The organism is Kribbella sp. NPDC048928, from assembly GCF_043197975.1.
GTDB lineage: Bacteria > Actinomycetota > Actinomycetes > Propionibacteriales > Kribbellaceae > Kribbella.
On the sequence record NZ_JBICUC010000002.1, the window covers coordinates 1,272,733 to 1,294,007 of the forward strand.

The window sequence follows — 21,275 nt, forward strand, 5'->3', positions numbered from 1 at the left end:
CGGCCGTACTGAGTCATTAGTGATCGGAGCAGGACAGTGGCCGAAGGCAACCGACTGCGGGGCATCGAGGTACGGCAGGTCCGGATGCCCCTGGTGTCCCCGTTCCGGACGTCGTTCGGGACGCAGACCACCAAGGACGTGATCCTGCTCCGGGCCGTGAGCGACGAGGCCGAGGGCTGGGGCGAGTGCGTCGCGGGCTCCGATCCGCTGTACGCCCCGGAGTACGTCGGTGCCGCGCTGCTGACGCTGCGCGACTACTTCATCCCCGCGATCCTCGACCAGAGCATCGTGGACCCGGCGCTGGTCGCCCCGGCGCTGGACCTGTGGAAGGGCTACCGGATGAGCAAGGGTGCGCTGGAGATGGCGATCCTGGACGCCCGGCTGCGCGCGACCGGCCAGTCGTTCGGCGAGGCGCTGGGCGCGGTGCACGCCCGGGTCCCCGCGGGCGTCTCGGTCGGCATCATGAACACCGTCGACGAGCTCGTCGAGACGGTCGGCGGGTACCTGGACGAGGGCTACCAGCGGATCAAGCTCAAGATCGAGCCCGGATGGGACCTCGAGCCGGTGCGGCGGATCCGGGACGCGTTCGGCGCGATCCAGTTGCAGGTCGACGCCAACGCGGCGTACACGCTCGGCGACGCGAACCATCTGCGCAAGCTCGATGCGTTCGACCTGCTGCTGATCGAGCAGCCACTCGGTGACGAGGACGTGCTTGCGCACGCGGAGCTGGCGCGGCGGCTCGAGACACCGGTCTGCCTCGACGAGTCGATCACCTCCGCGCGGGCCGCGGCCGACGCGATCAGCCTCGGTGCGTGCAGCATCGTCAACATCAAGGCCGGCCGTGTCGGTGGGTACCTGGAGGCACGCCGGGTGCACGACGTCTGCGTTGCGCATGGCGTACCGGTCTGGTGCGGTGGGATGGTGGAGACGGGCCTCGGACGTTCGGCGAACGCCGCGCTCGCCGCGCTGCCCGGGATGACGCTGCCGGGCGACGTCTCCGCGTCCAGTCGCTTCTACACCGAGGACCTGACCGAGCCGGTGGTGATCGAGGACGGCCACGTCGCGGTCCCGACCGGCCCCGGTCTCGGGGTGGTGCCTGACGCCGGTCGGCTCGACGCGGTCACGGTCAGCTCCGAGTGGATCCCCGCCAATCGCCGTCTCGCCTCCTAGCATCGAGCTGTGGCAACGTCGAGCGAGACGGGCGGAGCGTCGGTGGCCGTGACCCTGGCAAGGGTCGCCGAGGACATCGGCGAGTCTGTGCTGTGCCCGGCGTTCGACGGTCAGGACCTGGCCGTCGAAGTGGACGGGCTGGCGCTGTTCGACAGCGAGGACCTGGCGGCCTGGCCGCACCGCGCACTCGTGCTGGGTGTCGGGGTCGGCGCCGAGCGGGTCCACGAGTTCCTCGAGACGGTCGCGCGGCGGGTCGACGGCGGGTCGGTCGTGATCCGGGCGCGAGCCTGGACCGGTGACCTCGCCACAGCCGCGCGGGACCTGGGCGTCCGGGTGCTGCTGTGTCCGGCCGAGCTGTCCTGGATGCAGCTGGCCGCGACGCTGACGCCGTTACTCAGCGGCCGCTCCGGTCAGGGACAGTCCGCGTCTCTGCTCGGCGGCGTACCGTCCGGCGATCTGTTCGCGCTGGCGAACGCGCTCGCCGAGATCCTCGACGCACCGGTCACGGTCGAGGACCGGGAGTCCAGGGTGCTCGCGTTCTCGATCCGTCAGGAGGAAGCGGATCCCTCCCGGATCGGCGCCATCCTGAACCGGCAGGTGACCCCGTGGGCCACCCAGGACCTGCTCGAGCGCGGGATCTTCCGCGACCTCTACCGGACCGACGAGCCGCTTTTCGTCGAGCCCCCGGTCAGCGGGTACGGAGGATTCACGATGCCCCGTGTCGTGCTCGGCATCCGGGCCGGCGACGAGATCCTCGGCTCCGTCTGGGCCGCCGTGCCCGAGCCGCTCTCCGACGAACGGATGCAGAGCTTCCGCGAACTCCAGCAGGCAGTCGCCGTGCACATGCTCAGTCACCGCGCGAACGCGAACGTCGAGCGCCGCCTCCGCGCCGACCTGACCGGCCAGCTCCTCGCCGGCGGTCCGGCCGCGGACGAGGCCGCCGCGCGTCTCGGCCTGCCTCGCCGCCCGGCCGTCGTGATGGCCCTGGGGCTGCCGGAGTCGATCGCGACCGAGCCTCAGACCCACGCGGCGATGACGGCCGAGCTGCTGCGGCTGGGCGACGCCCTCGACGTACACCTCAGCTCCTCGCAGCCGGGAGCCTCGGCCGCCCTGCTCGGTGACGTCGTCTACGGCATCGTCCCGGTCGCCGAGGCCGACGACGCGGCAGCCGAGCGGGTCTGGCGCCTGGCCACCGACTTCCTGACCAGGATCGGCCGGCGCAGTACGGCGGTGATCGGCGTCGGCGGGGTGGTCGAGCGGGCCGTCGACCTGGCCAAGACCCGCGACGAGGCCGATCGGGCGCTGCGCGTCGCCCGGAGTCCGCGCAGCGAGCAGCGCGTGTATTCGACCGTCGAGCATGCGTTCGAGGTCCTGCTGACCGAGATCGCCGACATCGTCGCGGCCCGGCAGATGAAGCCGACGGCGCCGCTGGCCCGGCTGATCGACCACGACGAACGGCACCACGGTGACCTGGTCCCGACCCTGAAGGCCTGGCTGGACCACTTCGGCGACAACATCAACGCCGCCGGCTCGGTCCACGTGCACCCGAACACGTTCCGGTACCGCCTGAAGCGGGTGTCCGAGGTGTCCGGGCTGGACCTGGACGACAACGACGTACGGCTGTCGCTGATGCTGCAGTTCCGGCTGCTGCTCTGACCCGCCTGGTGCGCTGCGTCGGAGGAGGGCACTTGTCCGGGACGCCAGCGGGCGCGGCGGCGAATCTTGCTTTCGCACCAGCGTCCCGGGGCCGGCCGGTGCCACGATCTGAGCTACGGACCACATCGAGGATCCGCAGATCGGAGGAACTGCCCGGTGACCCGCTACCTCAGCATCGACGATCTGGCCGCGGTCCGCGTCCCCGAACAGCCGGTGATCGGCCCGGACGGGACGCGGGTGGCCTACGTTGTCCGTGGCAACGATCTCGCGGCGGACCGCACCGTCCGGCAACTCTGGATCGTGAACACCGACGGGGCCGGTCATCGCCGACTGACCAGCGGCGACGCCGACTGGGCGCCCCAGTGGTCACCTGACGGGACCACTGTGGCCTTCCTCCGCAGTGCTGGCGGCCACGCGCAGATCTGGACCGTCGACGTCGGGAGCGGCACAGAGCGACAGCTCACCGAGCGCGAGTTCGGTGCCGGCGCTCCGTCGTTCAGCCCGGCCGGCGATCGGCTGCTGTTCGTCGCGCGTCCCGAGGCCACCGACGGTGTGCACTGGGCGTGGGGCGCTCCCGTCGTGAGCGAGCGGCTCGACTACTACGCCGATGGCGACGGCACCCTGGTCAGCCACCGTCGCCACCTGCATGTCCTCGATGTCGCGTCGGGCGATTGCCGGCAGCTCACCAGCGGTGACTGGAACGTCATCGGACCGGCGTGGTCGCCCGACGGGCGCCGCATCGCCTACTCGGCCGGCGTCGCGGACGATGCGGACCTGCACCGGGAGTCGGCGGCCTACGTGATCGACCCGGACGATCCGGCGGATCCGCGGCGCGTGGGGTTCGAGCACGGGACGACCGGGCCGCTGTGCTGGTCCTCGTCCGGAGACCACATCTATGCCTGCGGCAACGAAGCCGGACTGATCCGGTTCACCGGTCTGCTGCGGCTCGATCCGTCCGGCGGCCCCAGCGTCAATCTCACCGACGCCCTCGATCGCAACGTCATGTACGGTGCTCCGGGCTACCCGGGGACGATCCCGTGCGTGACCGGTGGGGACGTGCTGTTCTGTCTGCGGGTGGGCGGCTACGTCCAGCTGTACAAGCTGTCCGAGGCCGACGACACAATCACTGCGGTCCTGAGCGAGACCGGGATCAACGTGGCCGCCGTGACCGTCGCCGGTCAGCTGGCAACGTTCGTGATCAACGATCCCGGCACCTGCGGTGAAGTGGCTGCCGTCGACCTGGTGACCGGGGAAGTCACTCGTCTGACCGACTGGGCCGCCTCGACGGCACCAGTGCAGCCTGCCGCCCGTACGGCGCGGACGTTCACGATCTCGGACGGCACCGCTGTCGAGGGCTGGGTCCTGCGTGATCCCGACGTACAGGGGCCGACGCCGCTGCTGCTCGACATCCACGGCGGACCACACAACGCGTGGAACGGCGCTGCGGAGGATGTGCACCTGTATCACCACGAGCTGGTCGCGCGGGGCTGGACCGTACTGCTCCTGAACTCACGGGGCAGCGACGGGTACGGCGAGGAGTTCTCGAGGACACTGTTCGGCGCGTGGGGTACAGCTGACGCGCAGGACTTCCTCGAACCGATCGAGCAACTGGTCGCGGAGCAGTTGGTCGACACGAACCGGGTCGCGGTGACCGGCTACAGCTACGGCGGCTACATGACGCTGTATCTGACCAGCCGCACGAACCGCTTCGCCGCAGCCGTCGGCGGCGGCGTGATCAGCGACTTGCGGAGTGCCTCCGGTACGACGGACAACCGGCGTGGCCTGTCGACGACCGAGTGGGGTGGCGCGCACTGGAAGGACCCTGGGAACTACGCGGAGATGTCGCCGATCTCGCGGATCGAGGATGTGACGACGCCGACGCTCCTGCTGCACGGCGCCGACGACGTGCGGTGTCCGGTGGATCAGGCCAGGCAGTGGCACACGGCCCTTCGCGAGCGCAACGTACCGACGCAGATCGTGCTCTACCCGGGTGCCGCGCACGGGTTGCTGTTCAACAGCCCGCCGCGGTTCCGCGCGGACTACAACCGCCGGGTCGTCGACTGGCTGACCAGGTACGTGGGCTGACATGAGGATCCAGTCCGTGTCCGGCGCCCCTGCGGCCGGCACCTTCACCAACGACGACCAGGCCGCGATCCTGGCCGGTGCATCGCGCGACGGTTACTTCTACCGCGGCACAGCGATCACTCGCGGGTACGGGGAGATCCGTCAGCCGAGCGAATCGCTCCTGATCCTTCTCGGCCTCGAAGACGGCCACACTGTCCTCGGCGCGGGTGTCTCCGTCCAGTACGCAGGCGGGTCCGGCCGCGAACCGCTGCTCCGCGCTGCGGACGCGCTGGACCGCTGGCAGGGCGAACTCCGCCGTGTGCTCGAAGGTCATCGCGCCGAGGACTTCCGGGCGGGCTGTGCGCGGCTCGGCGGCCTCGGCCTCCCGAAATCGGTCGAGTACGGCGTCACGCAGGCACTGCTCGCCGCGGCGGCGTACGCGCGCCGGATCACGATGGCCGAGGTGATCGCCGCCGAGTGGTCGACCGGCGTAGAGATCGCGCCGGTGCCGATCCTGGCGCAGTCCGGGGAGGACCGCCGCGGCGCGGTCGACCGGATGGTCCTGCGCCGGGTGGACAGCCTGCCGCACGGCCTGATCAACGCTCCGGACCTGGTCGGCGCCGACGGCGCAGTACTTCTGGAGTACGTCACCTGGGTACGCAACCGGATCCGGCAGAACACGGGCAGCGACTACGCGCCGGTGCTGCACTTCGACCTGTACGGCACGCTGAACCAGGTCTTCGGCACCCTCGCCCGTTGTGCGGACTACCTGTGCGAGCTCGAGGCCGTCGCCGCGCCGTACCGGCTCCGGATCGAGCAACCGGTCAGCGCCGGGTCTCGCGCCGCGCAGATCGACGCGATGGCCGAGCTCCGTGAACTGCTGGCCCGCGCCGGCTCCCGCGTCCAGCTGGTCGCCGACGAATGGTGCAACACGCTCGACGACGTGCACGCCTTCATCGCCGCGGGCGCCGCCGACGTCGTACAGATCAAACTGCCCGACGTCGGCGGGATCGACGCGATCGTCGAGTCGATCCTCGCCTGCCGCGCCGCCGGGGTCGCGGCGTACTGCGGCGGATCGTGCACCGAGACCGACCTGTCCGCCCGGGTCGCCACCCAGGTGGCGATGGGGACCGCCGCCGACGTCCTGCTTGCCCGCCCCGGGATGGGCGTCGACGAGGCGGTGATGGTGACCCGCAACGAGATGACTGCCGTCCTGGCCACGATCGGAAACCGGAGCCCACGATGATCGGCCTCAGCGACCTCAGAGTCGTGTCCATCGAGCAGTACGGAGCCGGCCCGTTCGGCACCCTGCATCTTGCCGAGCTCGGGGCGGAGGTGATCAAGGTCGAGGACGCCCGGACCGCAGGCGACATCGGCCGTCAGGTGCCGCCGTTCGCGGCCGAGGACGACAGCCTGTTCTTCCAGTCCTTCAACCGCAACAAGAAGAGCATCTCGCTGGACCTGTCGACCGCGGCGGGAGCCGTCGTACTGCACCGGCTGCTCGAGGACGCGGATGCGCTGGTGTACAACCTGCGCGGCGACGTCCCGGAGAAGCTCGGGTTGCGGTACGAGGACCTGAAGACCGTGAACCCACGGCTGGTCGTCTGCTCGCTGTCCGGGTACGGCATGACCGGCCCGCGGCGTGGCGAACCCGCGTACGACTACGTGGTCCAGGGACTCGCCGGCTGGATGGCGCTGACCGGTGACCCGGACGGTCCGCCTACCAAGAGCGGGCTCTCGCTGGTCGACTACTGCGGTGGCGTGGTCGCGGCGATGTCGCTGCTGGCCGGCGTCCACGTGGCACGGCGGGACGGCGTCGGCGGGGACTGCGACGTCAGCCTGTTCGACACCGCGATGTCGATGCTGTCGTACCCAGGCACCTGGTATCTGACCGCGGGCCACGAGACGAAGCGCCTCCGCCGGTCCTCGCATCCCTCCGTGACGCCGTTCGGTGCGTACCCGACGGCGGACGGCTGGCTGATGCTGGCGTGCGTCAAACCGAAGTTCTTCGTCAAGCTCGTCGAGGTCCTCGGGATCCCGGAGCTGGCCACGGACCCCCGGTTCGCCACTCTCGAAGCGCGTCGTGACAACCAGGCCGCGCTGGACGCCTGCCTGGACGACGCGTTGCGGCACGACACCAGCGCGCGATGGACCGAGCGGCTCAGTGCGGCCGGCGTACCGTGCGGACCGATCAACGACCTACCGGGCGCCTTCGAGGAGGAGCAGGTCGACGCGCGCGAGCTGGTCGTCTCGCATCCGCACCCGGTCTGGGGCGAGGTCCGGCATGTGCGTACGGCGGGACGCGGGTGGTGGCCGGCGCCGGAGACCGTCCGGGCACCGGAGCTCGGCGAGCATCATGACGAGATCCTTCGCGGGCTGCTCGGTTACACCGACGAGGAGCTGGCTGCGCTCGCGGCCGACGGTGCGTTCGGGCAGGCCTGATGAGCGTCGAGGTGCTGAACCCGATCCTGCATGCGCTGATCGAGTTGCTCCCGGCTCCTTCGGTGACGTCTGGACGCCTGTCCGGCTGGACGTTTGCGATCAAGGACAACACCGACATCCAAGGCGTTGCGAAGACCGACGGTCTGGGTCCGCCGCTGCCGCGGCCGGCGGTTCGTGATGCCGAAGTCGTCCGGCGGTTGCGTGCCGCCGGTGCCACGATCGTTGGTACGGCCAACCTGGAGGAGCTCAGTTTCGGTGCCACCACCCAGAATCCGGTCTGGGGCGCGTGCCGCAATCCATGGGATCTCCAACGAATCCCGGGTGGTTCAAGTGGTGGATCAGCGGTCGCGGTGGCGGCCGGTCTGGTCCGGGCCGCGCTCGGGACCGACACCGGCGGATCGTTGCGCAACCCGGCGGCGTTCTGCGGGGTGAGTGCACTGCGCCCGAGTCATGGACTGGTGCCGACGCTCGGCGTCACACCGCTCAGCCCGAGCATGGACGTGGTCGGCCCGATCGCGCAGTCGGTCGAGGATCTCGGCACGGTACTCGAGGTGCTGGTCGGCGGTCCCCTTCGGCCGGCTGCGGGCGACCTCGCAGGCCTGGCGGTCGGTGTACCGTCCACGTACTTCCTGGACGATCTCGAGCCTGCTGTTGCCCACGGCTTCGACGCGTTCCTGGAGTTGCTGACCAGGTGTGGCGCGCGGATCGTGGTGTTGACCGATCTTGGGGATGTCGACGCAGTGCATGCCGCAATGGCCGCGCTGCAGAACTCCGAAGCGGTCCGCGGTCTGCAGCCGTACTGGGATGATCCGCGGGTCTCCGACGGCATCCGAGGACGGATCGAGGCCGGCCGGGCGGTCACCACGGACGAGATCGAGAAGGCCGCTGCAGTCGCGGCCCGCTGGCGGACCGCTGTGGACAACGCACTCCAAGATGTCGATGTGATCGCCGTACCGGCCACTCCGTTCGTTGCGCCGGTAGCGGCCGCTGACGACCTGACTCAGCTGAGTCGGCGCATCAACCGTCTCACCGGCAGTTGGTCACTGACCGGTACGCCAGTACTCGCCCTCCCGACTGCGCCCGCGCCGAGCGGTCTTCCCGTCGGCGTACAACTTGTCGGTGGTCGTGGCGCGGACGGGCGGGTACTGGCGATCGGGGAGCGCATCCAGCGCGAGAGCGACTGGCACCTGCGCAGCCCGGACGTCCTAGGTCAGGTGAGCCGCGCCGCGACGTAGTCGGCCAGCGGCCCCAACGGAACCTGCCCCGCCTCCAATACGACGTCGTGGAAGGCGCTGAGCCGGAAGCGGTCGCCCAGCCGTTGCTTCGTCTCGTCCCGCAATCGCATCAGCTCGAGCCGTCCGGTCATGTAGGCGAGCGCCTGCCCCGGTGTCGACACATAGCGGGTGACTTCGGCGGTCACGTGGCCCGCGCTCATGGGTGAGTTCGCGAGCATGTAGTCGATCGCGCGCTGCTTGCTCCAACCGAGTGCGTGGAGGCCCGTGTCGACGACCAGGCGGCAAGCGCGCAACGAGTCGAACGACAACATCCCGAAGCGGTCCAGCGGCGTCGAGTACAGCCCCATCTCGTCGGCGAGCCGCTCGGCGTACAGGCCCCAGCCTTCGCAGTACGCGGGGACGTACGACGTACGGCGGAACTCCTGGACGTCGGTGAGCTCGGCCGCACGGGCGATCTGCAGGTGGTGGCCCGGTACGGCTTCGTGGAAGGCGAGCGCCTCGATCTCGTAGCGTGCCCAGGCGGCCGGGTCGGAGACGTTGACGAAGAACGTACCGCCGCGGCTGCCGTCCTTGGCAGGGCGGAAGTAGTACGCGAGCGATCCTGAGTGGGCGGGGGCGACGACGCAGCCGGCCGACGGCAGGACTCCGAACCAGTCGCCGACCCGCTCGAGCGACCGCTCCAGCGCTGCTTCGGCGGCGGTGACGATCTCGGTGGCCGAGGTGAAGTGCAGCTTCGGGTCGTCGCGCAGGATCGCCAGCACCTCGGCGACGTTCCGCGTGCCGAAGACCTCGGCGCCGAGTTCGGCGTACTCCGCGCGCAGCTTCGCGACCTGTTCGAGGCCGAGGTCATGGATCCGCCCGACCGGCAGCTCGGTCGCGGTCGCCTCGTCGGCAAGGGTCTGGTACAGCTCGAGGCCGTTGGGCAGGCCACCGAGTCCACACTCCTCGTCGCCCCGGGCAACTTTCCCGACGGTCTCCCGCAACGACCCTGCGTACGTCGAGAGGGCCGACCGGACGCTGTCGCGGATGACCGTGCGCAGCTCGTCCAGGAGGTTGCCGCGGTGTACGTCGGGCGGTGTCGATCCCAGGTTGAGCAGCGGATCGTCGTCGAGGGGCAGCGCGAGCCAGTCCTCCACGGTCCTCGCGGTGGCATGGATCGCCGACGCGGGCGCTGCGAGTCCGCGGCCGGCCGCGTCCAGGTGCCGGCGAGCACGGTCGGTGAAGTACCGAGCGATCGCCTCGTATTTCGGTACGAACGCGGCGGCAACCTCCGGCCCTGGGATCGGCAGTTGCGCAACGGTGGTCGGGAGCGCGGCCGCCGGCCCGAAGACCGGATTCACGTCGATGTCGCCGAAGCCGGATTCGAGAACCCGGGCGCGCGCCGTGGAGTCCCAGCGCAGCAAGGCCAGGTCGAGCCTGCGCGCGGGCCCTGCGGCCGCCTCGTCCTCGGCGCGATCGCACAGCGCACGCAGACGGCGTGCGGCCGCGAGGTCGGCGTCGGCGCTGCCCGCCTCGAATCGCTCGGCATACCGGTACTCACCGGTCAGGTGTGCCCGCGTCGGAGCGAGCTCGTGCTGCAACGCCTGGTAGTCGGCTGCCAGCGCGTCGAATCCCATCTTCACCTGTCCTCCGTCGGAGACTGGTCCCGGGCACGGATCCCCCCGTCCCGACGATAGGGAGTGCGGCGTTGCCGCGGTTGGTGGCGTGCACCATCCGCCGCGGAGCCGTTTGTCGGCAGCAACAAGACGATGCCCAGCCGGGTTGGGAGACTCCGAAAGTGGTTCCAGATCGCCGTCAGCCGGACGCCGGATGGACGCACAGAAAGCGGAACACGCCATGCTCAGACACCGCATGCCACGCCTGCTTCCCGTCCTCGCGCTCGGTGCCGCGATCAGCCTGGCCGGATGCTCCGGCGGCCAGGGCCAGGCAGCCACCAAGAAGTACGCCGCCAACGGCACGCTGACGATCGCGATCGACAGCGATCCCGGCTCGCTCGACCCGCAACGGTCGGTGAACGGCGTGAACCTGCTGATGAGCGTGTTCGCCTACGACACCCCGGTCAAGCTGCTCGACTCCGGTGACATCGCCCCGAGCGTCGTCAGCGCGTGGACGGCCCACGGTACGTCGGCGTACAGCCTCACGATCGCGAAGGGCGTGACCTGCGCCGACGGGTCCCCGATGGACGCGGCGGTCGTTGCCAACAACATCAACTACGTCGCGGATCCGGACAAGGGCTCGGGCATGAACGGTGTCGCGGTCCCGGCCGGCGCGGTCGCGACCGCGGACCAGGCGCGCGGCGTCGTGGAGGTCAAGCTGACCAGCGGTGCGCCGTTCTTCCTGCAGAACCTCGCGGAACTGCCGCTCGTCTGCGGAGCCGGGCTGAAGGGGCGCAACGTCTTGAAGGACAAGAGTTCCGGCTCCGGCCCGTTCGTGCTCGACAAGGTGGTGCCGGGCAGTTCCTACGAGTTCTCTGTGCGTGACGGCTACACCTGGGGGCCCAAGGGCGCATCGACGGCCGCGCCGGGAACACCGAAGAAGGTCGTCTTCAAGGTCGTGAAGAGCACGGCAACGATCGCGAACCTGTTGCTCAGCAAGCAGGTGAACGCCGCGTACCTGGCCGGCCCCGACACCACTCGCCTGAAGAACGCCAAGCTGTTCTCCGACGGCGGTTCGATCATCGGCCTCGAGCTGACCTTCAACCAGGCACCGGGTGAGCCGACCGCTGACGTCGCGGTCCGCCGGGCGTTGATCGGGGCACTCGATCTCGGTGAGACGGCCAAGGTGTCGACCGGTGGACTCGGTGGTCCCGCCAACGGACTGCTCACCGACCCGAAGATCTGTGCGGGCGACACCCTCGGGCCGAACAAGCCGGCCTTCGACGCGGAAGCCGCCGCCAAGGCGCTCGACGCGGCCGGCTGGACGGCCGGCGCCGGCGGCGTCCGGGCCAAGGACGGCAAGCCGCTCAAGCTGTCGTTCGTCTACGACAACGAGGACAGCGAGAACTCGGCGACCGCGGAGTACATCCGCAGTGCGTGGACCAAACTCGGCGTACAGGTCGAGCTGAACGGCCAGTCCTTCGACCAGAAGTCCGACGTCGTCTTCGGCGGCAAGGGCAAGTGGACCGCAACCCTGATCGGCCTCGGTGTGAGCAACCCGGCGACGTTGACCCCGTTCTTCTCGGGGCCTGCTCCGGCAGCCGGCGTCAACTACGCCACGATGCACAACGCTGCGTACGAGTCCGCGATCAAGGCGGCCCAGGCCAAACCGGGCGTGGACGGCTGCCCGGACTGGAACGCCGCCGAGAGCGCGCTGATCAAGGACTCCGACATCACGCCGCTGTCGGTGGAGCCGTACACCTTCTGGGGCAACGGAGCGGAGTTCAACGTCGAGGCCCGCGTGCTCGAACCCACGTCCCTGCGCGTCCTCGGCTGACCGCGTGGGACGAAAGGAGGCAGTGACAGTGGCAGTGGCTGTGGCACGTACGCACCCCTGGCTGGACTTCGCGGCCCGCCGCCTGACCCGGTTCGTGGTCTCGATGATCATCGTGGTGACCGCCTCCTTCGCCATGGTGCACGCACTGCCGGGCGATCCGGTGCGGTCGGCGCTCGGCCTGCAGGCGTCGCCGGCCGTCGTGAACGCGACCCGCGAGCAGCTCGGGCTGAACGATCCGCTCTGGCAGCAGTACGTCGACTATCTCGGCCACCTGATCCACTTCGATCTGGGGACCTCGCTCGACACCCAGACCCCCGTGCGTGACGTGATGGCCCAGCTGGTCCCGGCGACGGTCCGGCTCGGCGTCGTGTCGTTCGTGGTCTGTGTGCTGGTGGCGATCCCGATCGGGATGCTCGTCGGCATCCGGACCCGGGACGGCCGCGGCCGCCGGCTGCACCTGGGCTTCGGCGGTACGACGGGACTCGCGCTGTCGATCCCGGACTACCTGCTCGCCGTCGCTCTGGTGTTCGTGTTCTCGGTGTCGCTGCAGGCGCTGCCGGTCGCGGGGATGGCCGGTCCGGCGTCGTACGTGCTGCCGGTGATCGCACTGGTGGCCGGCCCGATCGCCTACCTGTCCCGGATCGTCCGGGCGGAGACCCAGCGGGTGCTTCGTGAGGAGTACATGATGACCGCTCGGGCGAAGCGGCTCCCACCGCGCCTGCTCTACCTGCGTCACGCGCTGCCGAACGTCCTGACCCCGACGCTGACGGTCAGCGGAATGATCCTCGCGTCGCTGCTCGCCGGGACGGTGCTCGTCGAGACGGTCTTCGCGTGGCCGGGTATCGGCGCCGAGTTGGTGCACTCCGTGCTGGTGAAGGACTTTCCGGTGGTCCAGGCGGTCGCGCTGTTCTTCGGCGCCGGGGTCCTGCTGATCAATCTCGTGGTCGACATCGCCATCGCGGTCGTCGATCCGCGCTCGACGATTCGGGAGAGCTGATGGCACGCATCCGGATCCCGGCCCGGATCCGCAACCCGCTGGCCTACGTCACCTTCGTGCTGCTCGCGGTGCTCGTACTGACCGCGATCCTCGGCCCGCTCTTCCTGCACGACCGCGCGGAGGCCTTCGACGTCGCCGCCCTGCAGGCCGGCGCCTCGGCCGCGCATCCGTTCGGGACCGACGCACTCGGACGCGACGTCCTCGCCAGGACGGTCGTCGCGACCCGGCTGTCGCTCTGGCTCGCGCTGATCACGGTCACGATCGGCGTGGTCTGCGGCGCGATCGTCGGATCCGTGCCGGTCGTGCTCGGCCGCCGCGCCGGTCGCCTGGTCGTTGCCGCCCTCAACCTGATGGTCGCGTTCCCGGGACTGCTGCTCGCACTCTTCCTGGCGATGATCTTCGGCGTCGGCGCCCGTGGTGCCGTGCTGTCGATGGCGGTCGCGTTCGTACCGTCTTTCGCGCGACTGACCCACACGACCGCCAGCGGGATCGCGAATGCGGACTACGTGTCGGCGGCCCGCCTGCTGGGCACGCCGCGCCGGGTGATCCTGCGCCGCCACATCCTGCCGAACATCGCCGAGCCTCTGATCGTCAACGCCACCAGCCAGGTCGGCGCCGCATTGCTCAGCATCTCCGCCCTGTCGTACCTCGGCTTCGGAGTGCAGCCCCCGTCGTACGACTGGGGACGGATGCTGGCCGACGGCCTGCCCTTCATCTATACCAACCCCGCCGCGGCGCTGGCTCCCACGCTCGCGATCGTCCTGGCCGGCCTTGCCTTTGTGCTCGCCGGTGAGCTGCTGACCCAGTTGCTCGGCGACCGGCGCGCGCACTACACGGTGCCGACCGCGACCGAAGCGACCTCGACGACCGAGGTGGACGTACCGGAGGCCCAGGTGCTGAACGTGCGTGGTCTGCGCGTCACGGTGCCCGGCGATCCGGTCCCGTTCTCCCCGGTGCTCGACCTCGATCTGACGCTCCGGGCCGGTGAGATCGTCGGCGTGGTCGGCGAGTCCGGATCGGGCAAGAGCCTCACCGCCACCGCGGTCGGCCACCTCGTCGGCTACCCGAACCTGGTCACCTGCGACACGCACCGGCTGGCCGGCGTCGAGCTCGGCACCCTCGATCGGTCGGCTCGCGAGCGGCTCCTCGGGACGTCGGTGGCGATGGTGTTCCAGGACCCGATGTCGGCGCTGAACCCGACCGTGAAGGTCGGCCGGCAGCTGTCCGAGATCTCCGAGGTGCACCAGGGGATGAGCAGGCGTGCCGCGCTCGAGCGGGCCGTCGATCGGCTCCGCGCGGTCCGCATCACGCAGCCCGAGGTGCGTGCCGGGCAGTACCCGTTGGAGTTCTCCGGCGGGATGCGGCAGCGGGCGGCGATCGCGATGGGCCTGATGGCCGATCCGGTGCTGATCATCGCCGACGAGCCCACCACCGCGCTGGACGTCACCGTGCAGCAGGAGGTGCTCGCGCTGCTGCGTCGCGTCGCCGAGGAGACCGGAGCGGCGGTGATGCTGATCAGCCACGACATCGCGGTCGTCTCCGAGATCGCGAACCGCGTGCTCGTGATGTACGCCGGGCGGATCGTCGAGGAACTACCCGTCGAACAGCTCAGCAGCGCGACGCATCCCTACACCCGCGCACTGGTGACGAGCATCCCGGACATGACGACCGACCGTTCGGTGCCGTTGGCCACCATTCCAGGACGGCCGCCACACCCCGCGGCGCGGCCGGCGGGATGTGCGTTTGCACCTCGCTGTGACCGGGCCGGCAGCGGATGCCGGGAGGACGAGCCTGAGCTCGAGGCGGCCGGTCACGGCGGGCGAGTGGCCTGCTTCCATCCGATCGCCGTCGGTGCCACGATCCCGGTCCGGAGGGGTGCCTGATGCTCGACATCCGCAATCTGACCGTCGTCTACGGTCACGGCGGCCATCGGAACGCTGCCGTCCAGGACGTCTCGCTCCGCGTCGAGCCGCACGCGATCGTCGGGCTGGTCGGGGAGTCCGGCTCCGGCAAGTCGACGCTCGGCAAGGCCGTCGTCAGTTTAGCGCCGGTGAGCGCAGGCACCATCGAGTGGAACGGTGCGCCGGTTGCCGTACGATGGAACGCGCGGCGAGGTACCGCACGGCCCGCGATCCAGTACGTGTTCCAGGATCCGTACGCGTCGTTGAACCCGCGGCTGCGGGTCGGTGGGGCGATCGCCGAAGGGCTCGGGGACCACCGGCGGAGCGGTCGGCGGGCGGAGGTCGAGCGGCTCCTGGAGCTGGTCCGGCTCGATCCGGAGGTCGCCGACGTACTGCCGCGGCAGCTGTCCGGTGGTCAGCGGCAGCGGGTCGCGATCGCGCGGGCGCTGGCCGCGGAGCCGGAGCTGCTGATTGCGGACGAGATCACGTCGGCGCTGGACGTCTCGGTCCAGGGAGCGGTCCTGAACCTCTTGAAGGAGATCCAGGCCGAAACCGGTGTCGCGATCTTGTTCATCTCGCACAACCTGGCCGTCGTTCGCTACCTGGCGGGCTCGGTTGCGGTGATGAAGCAGGGCCGGATGGTCGAGTTCGGGCCGACCGACCAGGTCGTCGGTAGCCCCAGCGACCCGTACACCCAGCAGCTCCTCCAGGCGGTTCCTGCCCTTCGTCGCTGAGTTCCGGAAGGGGAGTGTCCGGAATTGGATCTACGGTGGCGGCATGACTGAGACTGCGTGGGTGTCGCCGTGGTGGGAGCCGCCGTTGGCGGGTAGCGAGGTTGAGCAGTTGCTGGGGGCGCTGGACAGGTTGCGGACGACGTTTCGCTTCAAGGTGGACGAACTGGACGCGGACGGGCTGAACACCCGGATCGGGGCCTCGTCGATCACGCTCGGAGGGCTGCTCAAGCATCTCGCGGCGAACGAGGACTACATGTTCGACGTGAAGTTCCGCGGCAAGCCGATGAGCGGGCCGTGGCTGGAGAACGGCTGGCGGGACGACAACGACTGGGAGTTCCACTCCGCGGCCGAGAACACGCCGGCCGAGCTGTACGCGCTGTGGGACGGCGCTGTTGACCGCTCCCGCGCGACGCTGACCGCGGCGATCGCCGACGGCGGGCTCGATCAGCCGGCCGACATCGCCTGGCCGGACGGCCGGCACCCCAGCCTGCGCCGCCTGGTCTGCGACCTGATCGAGGAGTACGGCCGGCACACCGGCCACGCCGACCTGATCCGCGAAGCCGTCGACGGGCGGGTCGGCGAAGACCCGCCCTCGGACTGGAAACCGGTCGGCGCGCGCTGACCTGGTACCGCCACGCAGGCAGAACCCCGGTTTTCGGGCCGATTCGGGGCCCTTTGACCGGGTTCTGCCTGCGTGGCGGTCCGCCCAGCTACTTGATCCGCTGCATCGTGCCGTCCGTGGAGACGCCGACGACCGTGGTCTTGCCGTCGACGGTGAGGGTCAGGATCATCCGCGAGCCCTGCCACGAGGTCTTGTAGGAGACGGTCGCGTTCGAACGGGTGGGCGCGATCACTGACAGGATCTTCGCGTTCTCGCCGGACCGGTTGAACTTCACAACGGACGCCGGCTGCTTGTCGTCGATCGTCTTGTAGTGCCAGCCCTGGATCGGATCCTGCTGTCCGGTGGTCACCTCGATCGGCGTGGTGTCCTGCTGGAACGGGACCTGCAGCAGCGTCGTCTTCACGTTCTCGCCGGGCTTCGCGGCCACCGCGCGGTCGTTGCCATTGACAACTACCTTTTGGTCCTCGGGCAGGTGCCACAGCGTGGAGTACTCCTGGTCGGACTCCGACGTACCGCGGTCGAGCACCACCATCAGATCGGGATCCTTCAGCACCAGGACGTCGCGGGTCCGGTCGACGCCGGCGCCGGGGGAGTCGTGCAGCTCGTAGAACTCCGAGGTCGGCTTGATCGCGGACCGCACCAGCTTGGTCTCCGGGTGCCCGGTCGCGGCCTTCACCGTCATCTCGTTGTGCGCGAACTGGCTTTTCGCCCAGAACCGCCAGTCGTCGGCCTGGTAGCCGGCATGCCCGCCTACGATCAGGATGTCGCGCCCCCGCGAGGTGTAGGTGATCGAGGTGTGGTCGTTGTGCCCGTGCAGCTTGATCGACGGCCCGTACCGGATGCTGTACGTCGACTCCTGCGTGAACGGCCGCGTCTCGCCCCACCCGGTACGCCCGAAGATGTACCCGGCGTCGAAGATCCCGATCCGCTGCGTCGGCCGGATCCCCTGCGCGCCGAGTGTGCCGGCGTACTCGAGCACCGTGCCCTGCACAGGATGCGTCTTGATCACCTCGGAGTCACCGAGCTGCGGCAGGTTCCCGAGCGAGTTGGTGGCCAGTGCGAGCCACTTCGCGAGCTCCCGCCGGCGTGCGGTGATGGTCGTGCCGGGATCCGCTCCGCACTTGCGCAGTACGTCGATGGCGCGGCCCCAGAGCGCGTAGTTGAACTGCGCGTACCCGGTGGACTGCTCGTTCGTCGAGCCCTGCGTGTCGATCGACGTCTTGATCGCACTGGTCAACCGGTCGGTGGCGAGCTTCTTCAGGTCGGGGCGCATCAGCGTACAGCCGACCCCGAACAGCGCGATGCTCTCGTCGGTGCCGTGGTTCCAGTCGCCGCTGTAGTTCTTCCGGAGGAACATCGCGTGGTCGAGCAACGCTTGGTCGAGCCAGGCGTACGTGAGCGGCAGCTTGCCCACGTGCAGCCCCGACAGCACCGCCTGCCGGAGGCAGATCAGGACGTTGGTGCGGTGCATCGTGGACTCCCACGCGCCGACGTCGGACTTCCACGAGTACGGGTTGTCGTTGACCCAGTCGCGCGCGATGTTGCTGACCCGCTGCAGCGCGGCCTTGTTGCCGAGGCCGCCGACGGTGATTCCTTGGCCGAGCCAACGCAGCGAGTGCAGCCACATGTACCAGCTCGGGTTCTTGTCCGGGTTCAGCCGCCAGTTGATGTTGCCCTTGCCGTCACCGACCTTGGTCGGCGGCGTGGTGCCCCAGGTGAACGTGTCCTTGTACAGGTTGGCGAGCGGGTTCGTACGGTCGATCCCGCTGTACGCCGGGCAGGTGTAGGTGTCCACCCGCGCCTTGGTCGGTGCCGGGGTCGGCGGCTCGGGAGTCTGGCTCACGGTCGGGTCCGGCGCGGCCTCCGGCTCGGAGGCACCCCAGGGGACGACCAGCACCACGGCGAGTACGGCGGCACTCGCGATCACTGCGATCGCGAGCCGCAGAGTCGTCCTGGTGGTGCGCTGATGTCTCGCGGGCATCGTGTCCCCCTCGTCCGGCATGCCGGTTCTGGCCTATACCTGAATACGAACAGACCGCTGCGGTGTCGGAGTCAGGTGTGATTCGATCGTCCGGAACGTTCGGCGAGCCGACGGAAGGTTGCCGACGGCATCAAGCCTGGTGCCGGCGTACCTCCATCGATGGTGTCGCCATCGGTTCCCCCCGGAGGAGCGGAGCGGCTCCTCTGCCTAATAGATGTCGCGAGCGACCCAAAAGGTTGCTTTCGGATCTGAGACTTCGGTTCACTTGCCCGGAAGGGCACATCTCAGCGCCCGGAACCCCTGCTCGGCGGCGGATCCGGGTCAGTGCTCGATGGCGTCGGCGATCAGCTCGTTGCGGGCGGCGGCGCCGAGCGGGGTGGTGTGGACACCGTCCCGCAGGTACTGCGCCGGGCGGTTCGGCTGCGACTCGAGGAACCCGGACCAGTCGATGATCCGCAGATTCGGGTGCTGGGCCACAGCCGCCTCGAGTTGCTGGTTGATCCAGGCGCTGTTCGCGAGGTCGGCCTGCCGGAGCGGGGCGGCCACCTTGATACGGCTCGCGTACACGTTCACCCAGTACACGGTCCGGTTCGGCCCCGCGATCCGGAGCGCGCGCTCGACCTGGGCCGTGAACGCGGGCGGATCGAAGATGTCGTTGGTACCGACCGCCATCACGATCCTGTTCGGCAGACCGTAGTGGTGCGACCACTGTTCGAGGGCATCGACGGCCGCCGTCGCCGGCTGCCCGGACCAGTCGTGGAACGCGATCAGGTCACCGCTGCGGTCGGCCAGCAGCCGCTCCAGGGTGGGGCTGTCCTGGACCGCGATGCTGTCGCCGAAGAGGAAGACGCCGTCGAACGCCAGTACGTCCCGGACCTGGTCCTCGGTGGAGATCCGGTGGGACAGCGCCTGCCACGGACCGAGCGTGCCCGATCCGTACGCCCCCGGGCCCTTCGTCGGCACGCTGTAGGCGCCGCCGCCGACCAGGGTGTCGGTGCTCTTCGCGCGCGGCTCGAGGGCGACCAGCACGCCGCCGAGCGCCGCCAGCACCATCAGCGTCACCACCACCGCGGTCAGCGACTCGAGGAACGCCCGCGCCCGGGATACCTTCGGCGGCCCCTCCACGATCTGCGGCAACAAGCCCGCGCCCCCCATCATCTGTCGTCTTTGCACACTCACATGACGCGGTGCCCCGCGAATCTGCTGCATTTGCGCCATGGCAGTCCACCCCAGTGCTGAGCGCCCAGTGCTGAGCGCTCAATGCTTCAGCGTTCAGTGCTTCAGCGTGTGTCCGTCACTCGTCAGCCGCGCACGAAGGTCCTTGACTTCGTCGCGCCGCAGCTCACGCCGCCGCGGTTCCCCGTCCCCGGCAGCCCGCTGCTTCCTCCTGCGCCACCATTTCACCCCTCCAGCATCCCCGACGGGCCAAGGAACCGGTAGCTTTCCGGTCAGACCGCAATCACACTGACAAAACGTGCATCTTCGATTACGCAAAGCATCGATCGATCGGCTCAGCCGGCACGTTCGGCGTCGCTGCGCTCGACGCAGAACTCGTTGCCCTCGGGGTCCCGCATCGTCACCCAGCCGCGGCCGTCCGGAACCCGGTGGTCCTCGTGCACCGTCCCGCCGAGCGCCAGGATCCGCTCGACCTCCGCGTCCCGCGTCCGCTCGGTCGGGCCCCAGTCGAGATGCACCCGGTTCTTCACACTCTTACCCTCGGGTACGCGGATGAACAGCAGCCCGGGCGCCGGTGCAGGCGCCTCCACGAGCACCTCGTCGTCCCCCGGCTCGTCCTGGTCGCTCACCGGCCAGCCGGTCACCGTACTCCAGAACTGCCCGAGCTCATACGGGTTCGCCGCATCGATGGTGATATGTCGCAAGATCATCCGCAGACCTTAACCAGTCGGGCGGTTTCGAGGTGTCGCGGACTGTCGGCGGCCGGGTCTACTGTGCGGGACATGGGCGCCGGACCAGAGGGCTCGGCCAGGTTGGGGGAAGGACACTTCGATGGCATCCCGGCTCAATCCGTACATCCAGTTCAAGAACGAAGCACGCGCGGCGATGGACTTCTACAAAGACGTCTTCGGCGGCGAGCTGTCGGCGAACACCTTCAAGGAGTTCGGCTCGGGCCACGGCCCGGGGGACGACGACCTGTTGATGCACAGCCAGCTCGAGACGCCGAGCGGGTTCACGCTGATGGCGGCCGACACGCCGCAGGGCATGCCGTACAACCCGGGTGAGAACATCGCGATCAGCCTCAGCGGCGACGGCGACGAGCTCCGCGGGTACTACGAGAAGCTCTCCGACGGCGGCAAGGTCACCGTCCCGCTCGAGAAGCAGATGTGGGGCGACGAGTTCGGCATGGTGACCGACCGGTTCGGCATCAACTGGATGGTCAACATCGCGGGCTGACCCTGTGCTTCCCCGGGGAAATCCGGTGTCCCCGGGGAGGCGTCCGCCGCTACCTTTGATCGGTATGGGACTCAACGACGTGCTCCTCGACCCCATCCGGCACAACAACTGGGCAACCGGCAGCCTGACCAGGTTCTGCCGTGACCAGGCCCTGTCCGCCGAGCAGCTGGAGATCACCGGCGTCGGTACGTACGGCGGCATTCTCGCGACCCTGGATCACATCGTCCGCTGCGACGGCAGCTATCTGCGCCGCATCGTCGACCGGCCACTCGCGTACGTCGACAGCGAGCCCGCGACCGACCTGGACACGCTCGAGCGCTGGAACGCCGAGGCCGGCGAGCTGTGGGAGGTGCTCCTCGCCCAGCCCATCGACGTCGAGCGGGTGATCATCGTCGACGACAACACCCGCGGTACCAGGGTCGGCATCTTCATCGCGCAGGCGATCAACCACGCCAACCACCACCGCGAGCAGGTCTGCGCAATCCTCACCGGCCTCGGCATCGACCCCCCAGACATCCAAGCCTGGGAATACGCCTGGCAAACCCAACGCATCTGGGACCTCCCCACCCCGACCCCCACCCCAAACTAACCACCCGCCCCGCCCCGCGCCGCCCGGCCCTGCGCCGTGC

Annotated in this window: 17 protein-coding genes; 13 read left to right on the forward strand and 4 right to left on the reverse strand. The window is 69.3% G+C overall.

Annotated elements, in window-relative coordinates; translation table 11 throughout:
* The first annotated feature begins 36 nt into the window (after positions 1 to 36).
* The 6 genes from menC to ACGFI6_RS13180 all read left to right on the forward strand — a co-directional run bounded on the left by menC (position 37) and on the right by ACGFI6_RS13180 (position 8,567).
* Positions 37 to 1,170: an o-succinylbenzoate synthase gene (gene menC / locus ACGFI6_RS13155; protein ID WP_393117966.1), complete on the forward strand. Its 1,134-nt coding sequence runs from the start codon at positions 37 to 39 to the stop codon at positions 1,168 to 1,170.
* 9 nt (positions 1,171 to 1,179) lie between these two features.
* Entirely contained in the window at positions 1,180 to 2,826 is a 1,647-nt protein-coding gene (locus ACGFI6_RS13160) for a PucR family transcriptional regulator (protein ID WP_393117968.1), read from the forward strand.
* A 156-nt stretch (positions 2,827 to 2,982) separates the two neighbouring features.
* Positions 2,983 to 4,911 (forward strand): S9 family peptidase, encoded by a 1,929-nt coding sequence (locus ACGFI6_RS13165; RefSeq protein WP_393117970.1) that lies wholly within the window; start codon positions 2,983 to 2,985, stop codon positions 4,909 to 4,911.
* A gap of 1 nt (position 4,912) precedes the next feature.
* A complete protein-coding gene (locus ACGFI6_RS13170; RefSeq protein WP_393117971.1) occupies positions 4,913 to 6,136 on the forward strand; it encodes a methylaspartate ammonia-lyase in 1,224 nt (407 codons plus the stop codon).
* Positions 6,133 to 7,332 carry a CaiB/BaiF CoA transferase family protein gene (locus ACGFI6_RS13175; RefSeq protein ID WP_393117973.1) on the forward strand — a complete coding sequence of 400 codons (1,200 nt, stop codon included), beginning with the start codon at positions 6,133 to 6,135 and terminating at the stop codon, positions 7,330 to 7,332. Before ACGFI6_RS13170 ends, ACGFI6_RS13175 begins: the two co-directional genes overlap by 4 nt.
* Positions 7,332 to 8,567 (forward strand): amidase, encoded by a 1,236-nt coding sequence (locus ACGFI6_RS13180; RefSeq protein WP_393117975.1) that lies wholly within the window; start codon positions 7,332 to 7,334, stop codon positions 8,565 to 8,567. The genes ACGFI6_RS13175 and ACGFI6_RS13180 overlap by 1 nt, the downstream gene beginning before the upstream one ends.
* Here ACGFI6_RS13180 and ACGFI6_RS13185 read toward each other — a convergent pair.
* A complete protein-coding gene (locus tag ACGFI6_RS13185; RefSeq protein ID WP_393118124.1) occupies positions 8,543 to 10,183 on the reverse strand; it encodes a DUF885 domain-containing protein in 1,641 nt (546 codons plus the stop codon). The two genes, ACGFI6_RS13180 and ACGFI6_RS13185, sit on opposite strands and share 25 nt — an antisense overlap.
* A gap of 235 nt (positions 10,184 to 10,418) precedes the next feature.
* On the opposite strand from ACGFI6_RS13185, the gene ACGFI6_RS13190 reads away from it, so the two are divergent.
* The 5 genes from ACGFI6_RS13190 to ACGFI6_RS13210 are packed head-to-tail and all read left to right on the forward strand — an operon-like array spanning position 10,419 to position 16,253.
* The gene (locus ACGFI6_RS13190; protein ID WP_393117977.1) at positions 10,419 to 11,999 is read left to right on the forward strand and encodes an ABC transporter substrate-binding protein; all 1,581 of its coding nucleotides are present in this window, start codon (positions 10,419 to 10,421) and stop codon (positions 11,997 to 11,999) included.
* A 28-nt stretch (positions 12,000 to 12,027) separates the two neighbouring features.
* Positions 12,028 to 12,996: an ABC transporter permease gene (locus ACGFI6_RS13195; protein WP_393117979.1), complete on the forward strand. Its 969-nt coding sequence runs from the start codon at positions 12,028 to 12,030 to the stop codon at positions 12,994 to 12,996.
* Positions 12,996 to 14,879, forward strand: coding sequence for a dipeptide/oligopeptide/nickel ABC transporter permease/ATP-binding protein (locus ACGFI6_RS13200; protein WP_393117981.1), 1,884 nt, complete (start codon positions 12,996 to 12,998; stop codon positions 14,877 to 14,879). The genes ACGFI6_RS13195 and ACGFI6_RS13200 overlap by 1 nt, the downstream gene beginning before the upstream one ends.
* Positions 14,879 to 15,631, forward strand: coding sequence for an ABC transporter ATP-binding protein (locus ACGFI6_RS13205; RefSeq protein ID WP_393117983.1), 753 nt, complete (start codon positions 14,879 to 14,881; stop codon positions 15,629 to 15,631). Before ACGFI6_RS13200 ends, ACGFI6_RS13205 begins: the two co-directional genes overlap by 1 nt.
* A gap of 43 nt (positions 15,632 to 15,674) precedes the next feature.
* Positions 15,675 to 16,253, forward strand: a complete 579-nt coding sequence (locus ACGFI6_RS13210) for a DUF664 domain-containing protein (protein ID WP_393117985.1) — start codon at positions 15,675 to 15,677, stop codon at positions 16,251 to 16,253.
* A gap of 88 nt (positions 16,254 to 16,341) precedes the next feature.
* Here ACGFI6_RS13210 and ACGFI6_RS13215 read toward each other — a convergent pair whose 3' ends face one another.
* From ACGFI6_RS13215 to ACGFI6_RS13225, 3 genes are all read right to left on the reverse strand, one after another.
* Complete coding sequence (locus tag ACGFI6_RS13215; RefSeq protein ID WP_393117987.1) at positions 16,342 to 18,234, reverse strand: heparinase II/III family protein; 1,893 nt, start codon at positions 18,232 to 18,234, stop codon at positions 16,342 to 16,344.
* A 321-nt stretch (positions 18,235 to 18,555) separates the two neighbouring features.
* The gene (locus ACGFI6_RS13220) at positions 18,556 to 19,392 is read right to left on the reverse strand and encodes a GDSL-type esterase/lipase family protein (protein WP_393117989.1); all 837 of its coding nucleotides are present in this window, start codon (positions 19,390 to 19,392) and stop codon (positions 18,556 to 18,558) included.
* Positions 19,393 to 19,745: 353 nt separating this feature from the next.
* Positions 19,746 to 20,120, reverse strand: a complete 375-nt coding sequence (locus ACGFI6_RS13225; RefSeq protein WP_393117991.1) for a VOC family protein — start codon at positions 20,118 to 20,120, stop codon at positions 19,746 to 19,748.
* A 121-nt stretch (positions 20,121 to 20,241) separates the two neighbouring features.
* Between ACGFI6_RS13225 and ACGFI6_RS13230 the strand changes: the two genes are divergently transcribed.
* Positions 20,242 to 20,646 carry a VOC family protein gene (locus ACGFI6_RS13230; protein ID WP_393117993.1) on the forward strand — a complete coding sequence of 135 codons (405 nt, stop codon included), beginning with the start codon at positions 20,242 to 20,244 and terminating at the stop codon, positions 20,644 to 20,646.
* A gap of 64 nt (positions 20,647 to 20,710) precedes the next feature.
* A complete protein-coding gene (locus ACGFI6_RS13235; RefSeq protein WP_393117995.1) occupies positions 20,711 to 21,235 on the forward strand; it encodes a DinB family protein in 525 nt (174 codons plus the stop codon).
* Positions 21,236 to 21,275: the final 40 nt, after the last annotated feature.